This is a genomic window from Flammeovirga aprica JL-4, from assembly GCF_012844305.1.
GTDB classification, from domain to species: Bacteria; Bacteroidota; Bacteroidia; order Cytophagales; family Flammeovirgaceae; genus Flammeovirga; species Flammeovirga aprica.
On the sequence record NZ_JABANE010000205.1, the window covers coordinates 1 to 6453 of the forward strand.

Genomic DNA, 6453 nt, shown 5'->3' on the forward strand with positions numbered 1-6453 from the left:
TTGGTAAACAGTTGTTTCTTCAATTTTCAAAAGCTCATTTTTAGTTATACTTTAAAATGTCTCAATACTTATCAGTATCAAAGTCAGAAGTAATGGTCAACTCTGGTATATATTTCTGAATAGGGTCAGCTATCGATAATTTTTGTTCTTCTTGAAGTTTTAATAATGAAAGAGCAGTAAAAGACTTCGTGATAGAGCCAATTCTGTAACTACTTTGGTCATTTGCCTTTATTCCTTTTTCTCGGTTTGAAAAACCATAGCCATTAGAATAAACTATTTTTCCATTATCAACAATTGCGATACTCATTCCTACCGCTTTCTTCTTTTCTATCTTAGCATTAAAAATACTGTCAATGACACTTTTCGTTTCTGTCTTGATGGAGTTGAAAGTTTGAGAGAAACCTACTTGAGAGACTAACATCAGCACTAAAAATATTGTTTTCCTTTTCATCGTTGTTTTCGTTGGAGTGATGAATGATTACACTACAATGATCAGGTTTATTCTCTCGATTCGGTATCAATATTTGATAAGTGCAGATTACAAATGATGAGTGCGGAACGGGCATAAAAAAAGGCACACCCCGAAGAGTATGCCTTAAATTGGACGACTGAAAATTTATTTTTTCAACATTTCCACCTGATCTTTCAACAGCTGTATAATGTCTTCTTTATCTTTCAGCTGAGATTTCAACTGATGTATCTGTTCTTTTAATTGGGCTACCTCATCAGAAGCGTCTACTTCTTCTTTAGTTTCCTCAATTTTTTTCTTCTTCTTTTTCTTGTGCTTGATGTCCACTCTGATATTGCGAGTATCTGGATCATCAGTCTTCACTTCGTTCACTTCCACATCAACTGTTTTTGATGCTTCCTGTGCTTCTTCCATTGCACCTTGCACTGCTTCAAAAACATTCTTGATGGTAGACTTCACTTTTTCTTTTTGAAGTTCATCTTTCATTCGAGGGAAAACAAAGTCTTTCAGGATATCCTCAAACGGATTTTCTTTCTTGCTCATGATTGATTTAATTAATTTGACTTATTGATTTTATTTTTTGGTTCAATAAATAAGTTAACGAATTTAAATGACAAGTGTTTCAAGTGAGCTTATTTTTTAACACTCCTAGTTCGCTATTTTATAATCCAGACTTCCAACCTCATAAACACTTTTACCCACCTTCTTCAATTGTAAACTCAGTTCTTGTCTTTCTTCCTTAGAATTACTGTAAGAAGTATACAAGAAGGTTCTGAGTGTGACAGGACCAAACAACGACTGCTTAGAACTTCCATAATAATTAACCTTAATGATGTATTGCCCTTCGATAGCGTGCTTCAATCGAAATTCTTCTGGTCCATAACCTCTTGTAAAGTCATTGGACATTTTTCCACCAATTCTAGTGTCTTTATGAGAATAAAAGCATTTCTCGTTGATAGGATCAATCACCCACAAATCAATATCTGTATCTAGCATATCCCAATCAATCACAATTCTGACATCTAAAGGCATGGCATGAATAAAGCGAGCATCAATTTTTGAGGTATCAATCTGTTTTGGGTACTTGGTGATCAAATTATTCATTTCATGTAAAATGATTAACTCTATATTCCCAAAACGGGAAATAATATCAGCATCCCATTCACTCTCTATGATACTATAATATTGATCCACTGCTTTTTGATATTCTCCTTTATCTACATACAGCAAAGCCAAATCTCTATAATTCTGCGGTTCAAAAGGTCTTAAGTCAATCAGCTTCTTAAAGATATATTCCGCTTCTTCATAACGTTCAAACTCTTGTAGTTTTCTCCCTAGATTTCTTAATACTTCATGATTTTCTAGATCGATCTCTGCCAAATTACTCAATACTTGAAAAGCTATTTTTTGATCCCCTTCGCTGTAAAAATAGGAAGCGACATCATAGTAGAAGGAAGGTGCATTTTTATATTCCTTTTTCAATTCATAATACTTGGCTACTCTTTCACTCTTTCCTACACTATCTAATTCTTCCAAATATTTTGCCCCTGATGAGTAAGGAATCAGGGTAGTCTTTACTGTTTTCTTTGGATTACTTCTTTTTGCTTCATACATTCCATCTACCTCTTCCAATTCCATTTCCATCACATCCTCCTCATCCGCCACCTCAACTACAGCATCTACTTCTTGAATTTGAGCAGATGCTTGTCTTGAATACCCAACTACCACTACCTCCTCTAATGCTTCAAGTTCCTCTTCCATTACAATTAGTACTCTCTCTGATCCGATATTTTCTACATCCAATTCTTGAGACTGATAACCTATATAAGTAAAAACCAAAATCCCATTAAGAGGAACTTCGATACTAAAATTTCCTTCAAAATCAGTAGCTACACCTTGAGTTGTTCCTCTTAATACTACCATTACACCAGGTAACACTTCCTGACCATTATTTTCTTTTACCTTACCATATACTATTTTCTTTTCTGCTACATATTCTCTTTGAGGAAGGGTAGAATTATTTGTTTGATCTACTTTTATAGGTTTATTCTTTTTCTCTTCTCGAATCACTTCATTCATATCCTTTGAATTCTCCCACCATTTTATATCAGCTTGGAAAGAGGCATAAATACGTTCCTTTCTATCATTGACTTCCTTCGTTTTGTAATCTTGTTTCTTTTTCAGCTTCGCATAATACTCTTTTCGCATAGAAGCAGGAGGAACAATCTCATGCGTTACATAATCCTCTAAATTGTCCAATACAATAAAAGAGGTAAAATCAGTCACTATACCATATTTTAAAGCCAAATTAGTGATCACTTCCTCATTCTGTTTTGATAACTCACTTAACTCATCAATCTGTTTCTGAGCCCAAAGCTTTTCAACCATTTCATATTTTTTATCAGAAGACTGAATTGTCACCTGTTCAGAACTCATGACTTTTCCACCAATACCATAGTTGATCTTTAATGTCGCTTCCTTTGATTTTAATTTTCCTGCTATAGCAAAGTTTTTCTTTACCAATGCGACTTTACTTGGGTATACCTCTGCTACTTCTCCATTGATCACTTCAATACCTAAAAAACGAATTGTAGGCTGTTTGATTTTCTGCAAAAGAGCTTTTTGTGAACGAGATGAAAGGTTAAGGTAATCCCCTGAATTTTGGTTTGCTAGAGCCGATAAGTAAGCCTGATTTACACTACTGCTTGATGAAATTGTATATAAAGGTTGTTTAAAGCTAAAGAGAGTTTCCATGGATAAATTAGAAATACCATCAGAAAACAACCACACTTCTTCTGAAGTTATACCTTTACTTAAATATTCACCTAGTTTACAACCACCATCGTATTCTAAGCCTTCAATATATCGAAGCAGTTTTGATGTATTCCCTTCCTTAATTTGAAACTTCTTAGAAGTAGTCACCTCATAATTGAAGGTCTTTACCTCAACACTTACATTTTTATTCCACTTGAAATATTCATTAATCAACTCCTTCTCTTTCTCAAGATCTCTTCCTTTATAATGTGCCGAAACATCCCAAAGAAAAGTAATACTACTTGGTTTCTTTTTCTCTTCTATTTCTGCATCAGGTTGACTTTGTACATAAAAAAACTGATCTGCTGAAAATTTCCCTTTTGGGATTTAGTCTTTTTTATTTTTTTATTTTGAGGTAACGTAAAGGATAGATTGGACTGTACGAAAGTATCTTTAGCTGTGTAATTCGCAATTGTAGATTCGTGTACATCTTGGAATTGAATATCCAATGCATTGTCACTATCTACCTCCACATCTGATTTATTGATGATTTCTACATGCACCTCAAATTCTTTTAGTAGGTTCTTGTAATACATTGGGAGATTGTAAAGAATATGTCCTTTATCATTCTTACTTAATTCCTGATCAAAAGCGACAATACACTTTTTATATTCTTTGGGTAAAATAGGATAAACTCTTGCCTTAAAATTATTACCGACCGTTTTCTCTAAGATTGCCGGGTCTACATTTTGCCTTACAATGTTCTCAAAAACTTCAGTGGCTTTTTCTTTCTTTACCACCACTCCTTCTCTCCATTCTCCACCAATATCTAATGAAAAAGCGGAGACAGTAGCCCCTTGTTCCAAAGGAAAATTAAGTTCTCCTTCTAAAACACGATTACCATAGTTGTAGAAGTGCATTTCCATTTTGGTTGTAGCAATATTGTCTAATACCACCACATCTATATAAAGCTTCTTCAAGGCTACAGAGTCACCTTTGCTGTTCGCATTATCAATTCTAATAATTTGTCCTTTGAGGGTAATAGAGACAAGCAAAAAAAGCAGTAATAGTTGAATCTTCATGAGAGTAAGTTTTGATTGAACATCGTTTTTTACAATATAACGACCTTATTGAAGCAATGCTGTTGTGGTATGTTAAGCTAAGAGTAGCACTACGTTATACTATGTTAACGAGATTTAATCAAATAATATTGGATAGGAATTGACACAAAAAAAGACCCGCGAAAATCACAAGCCTTTTAAGTATCACTCTTTATTAAGAATAATTTGTTGATCTACATTCAATTTAAATTCCTTGATCATAGCTACTTCAACATGATATATTGTATTGCAAATCATTGCTGAAGTTCAAATTATTCTACTCTCATTTCTTTTTGGGTTAACTCAACGACTAAACTCTCACACAAAATATCTTTATGTGCTCTCTATTTTAGGAAGGGAAAAACAGTGTAATAACCCCTAAAATGAGCTTGTTAATGATTCCCACAGAATAACTTCGCCTCAAAACCAAAAAAGGCTTACGGTCACCCATAAGCCTTTTTATAATAGCATTTTCAAAGAAAACTAGATTCTTTCAGAACCTTCAGTCACATTGAATTTTTTGATTGTAAATTCTTCGTTGTACTCATTTGAGCTACCGCTTCTCCAGAAGAAGTTTCCAACATTAAATTCATCAAAGAAGTGAACTACAGTATACTCTCCAAATTCTCTCAAAATCTCCTCTGTAGTTACAGGGTTTGGAGCTCCTGGCTTACCCCATTTTCCTTTATTTGTTCCCTCAGCATAGTAAGATAATCTTACATTTTTGCTTGATCTGTCTTTGGCAACATATACGTTCATAAAAGAATGCTTACGTTTTGTTTCAACATCGATTTCAAAACTATACCCCTTCAATTTCTTATTTCCTGCTACTTCTTTCCAAGCTGTTACTCTTGAATTATTTCTACCCTTACCGATGATCTCACCGTTTGAACCAATGGTAAAGTTATCTGTTCCTTTGATATGTCTGATATTGATAACTGGAGGGTGAATTTTTTCCGGTGTCAATACTTTATCAAAACCTAATGAGTAGTTCAATAAAGTCTTTGTCTCAAAGTCTACATAATAGATATGTTGTTTATTTACCTGTCCATTAATTTTAGTAGGAATATCACCTCTTGTTGTTTCAGTAATCATCAATAAATCTTTTCCTGACACAACATAAGCATAAAATGCATGAGGATTATTAGTAGATACCTGTCTCATTACAACATTCTCGATCTTACTACCCTTAACCTCGTCCGCTCTACTTCTTACAGTGATGTAAGTATAATCGTTGTTCGTAAGGTTTACACTGACTCTATCCTCTGACGAATTTCCTTCTTGCTCTCCTGAAAGGTAATATTCAAAAGTCACATCAGCTGTTCTTACTCTTGGATGCATTACCGTGACAGTAAACTTTCCATATACGCCATTGAAAGTATGTGTAAAGTTTTCAATATTGATACTGTCTACCACAAACTCTTGTCTTTGGTCTTTCAATACCATTCTGTAACCTGTCAAAACCGCTCCGTCAGTTGCTTCATGGTCTTTTACAGTCATTGGCTTCACTAATTCATAAATAAAAGAGACATTGACATCTCTTGCTTGTAATTGTGGTGCTGGCGTTTCATTCTTACGTTCACTTGAACAACTTGCAAAAGCTAATACACCTAAAATGATTGCTAAAAATTTTTTCATGTTTTTCGTATAAAAAATAACTCTTTTGATTATCATTTTAGGAAGGGGAAAGCTTGATTAAAAACCCTAAGCGACGGTTGTTAATGAATACATACGCACAAAAAGAGAATATTAGCCCAACAGTTACATAACTAACTTTTTTAGGGGCATCATAAAATACTTAACGTTTTCCTTTCAAAGGCGAGGAAGGCACTATCAAACTTATAAGGTAGAAAGCTCACTAATGCGAATGTTAAGTGTTAACGTGATTTGTGTTCTACAGATCATTAAGAATCTTATGATCTCTAAATACCATAAATATTCGGAAGCTTAGTTTACAATATGTTCAGTCTTTGAAAAGGAAAAATAGAAAGCTTTAAACTTTAAGGGATCACCTTCAAAAAGTGGGCACAGGTTAACCAAATACCTTTGAAATTCTGACCAGGAAAAACTTTAAATCTGTAACGCCTCGGAATTCTCTTCTAAAATCTTTTATCCTAGAATTAAAAGATT

The 6453-nt window shown here is 33.9% G+C and carries 5 protein-coding genes; all 5 read right to left on the bottom strand.

All coding sequences use genetic code 11. The annotated features are described in order from the left end of the window. Positions 1 to 61 precede the first annotated feature (61 nt). Positions 62 to 451, bottom strand: a complete 390-nt coding sequence (locus HHU12_RS32700) for a serine hydrolase domain-containing protein (protein ID WP_169660936.1) — start codon at positions 449 to 451, stop codon at positions 62 to 64. A 165-nt stretch (positions 452 to 616) separates the two neighbouring features. Beyond that, the gene (locus HHU12_RS32705) at positions 617 to 1012 is read right to left on the bottom strand and encodes a hypothetical protein (protein ID WP_169660937.1); all 396 of its coding nucleotides are present in this window, start codon (positions 1010 to 1012) and stop codon (positions 617 to 619) included. 105 nt (positions 1013 to 1117) lie between these two features. Then, entirely contained in the window at positions 1118 to 3457 is a 2340-nt protein-coding gene (locus tag HHU12_RS32710; protein ID WP_169660938.1) for a carboxypeptidase-like regulatory domain-containing protein, read from the bottom strand. A gap of 86 nt (positions 3458 to 3543) precedes the next feature. Then, on the bottom strand, positions 3544 to 4305 hold the full coding sequence (locus HHU12_RS32715) for a VIT domain-containing protein (RefSeq protein WP_169660939.1): 762 nt from the start codon (positions 4303 to 4305) through the stop codon (positions 3544 to 3546). A gap of 501 nt (positions 4306 to 4806) precedes the next feature. After that, on the bottom strand, positions 4807 to 5961 hold the full coding sequence (locus tag HHU12_RS32720) for a hypothetical protein (protein ID WP_169660940.1): 1155 nt from the start codon (positions 5959 to 5961) through the stop codon (positions 4807 to 4809). Positions 5962 to 6453 lie beyond the last annotated feature (492 nt).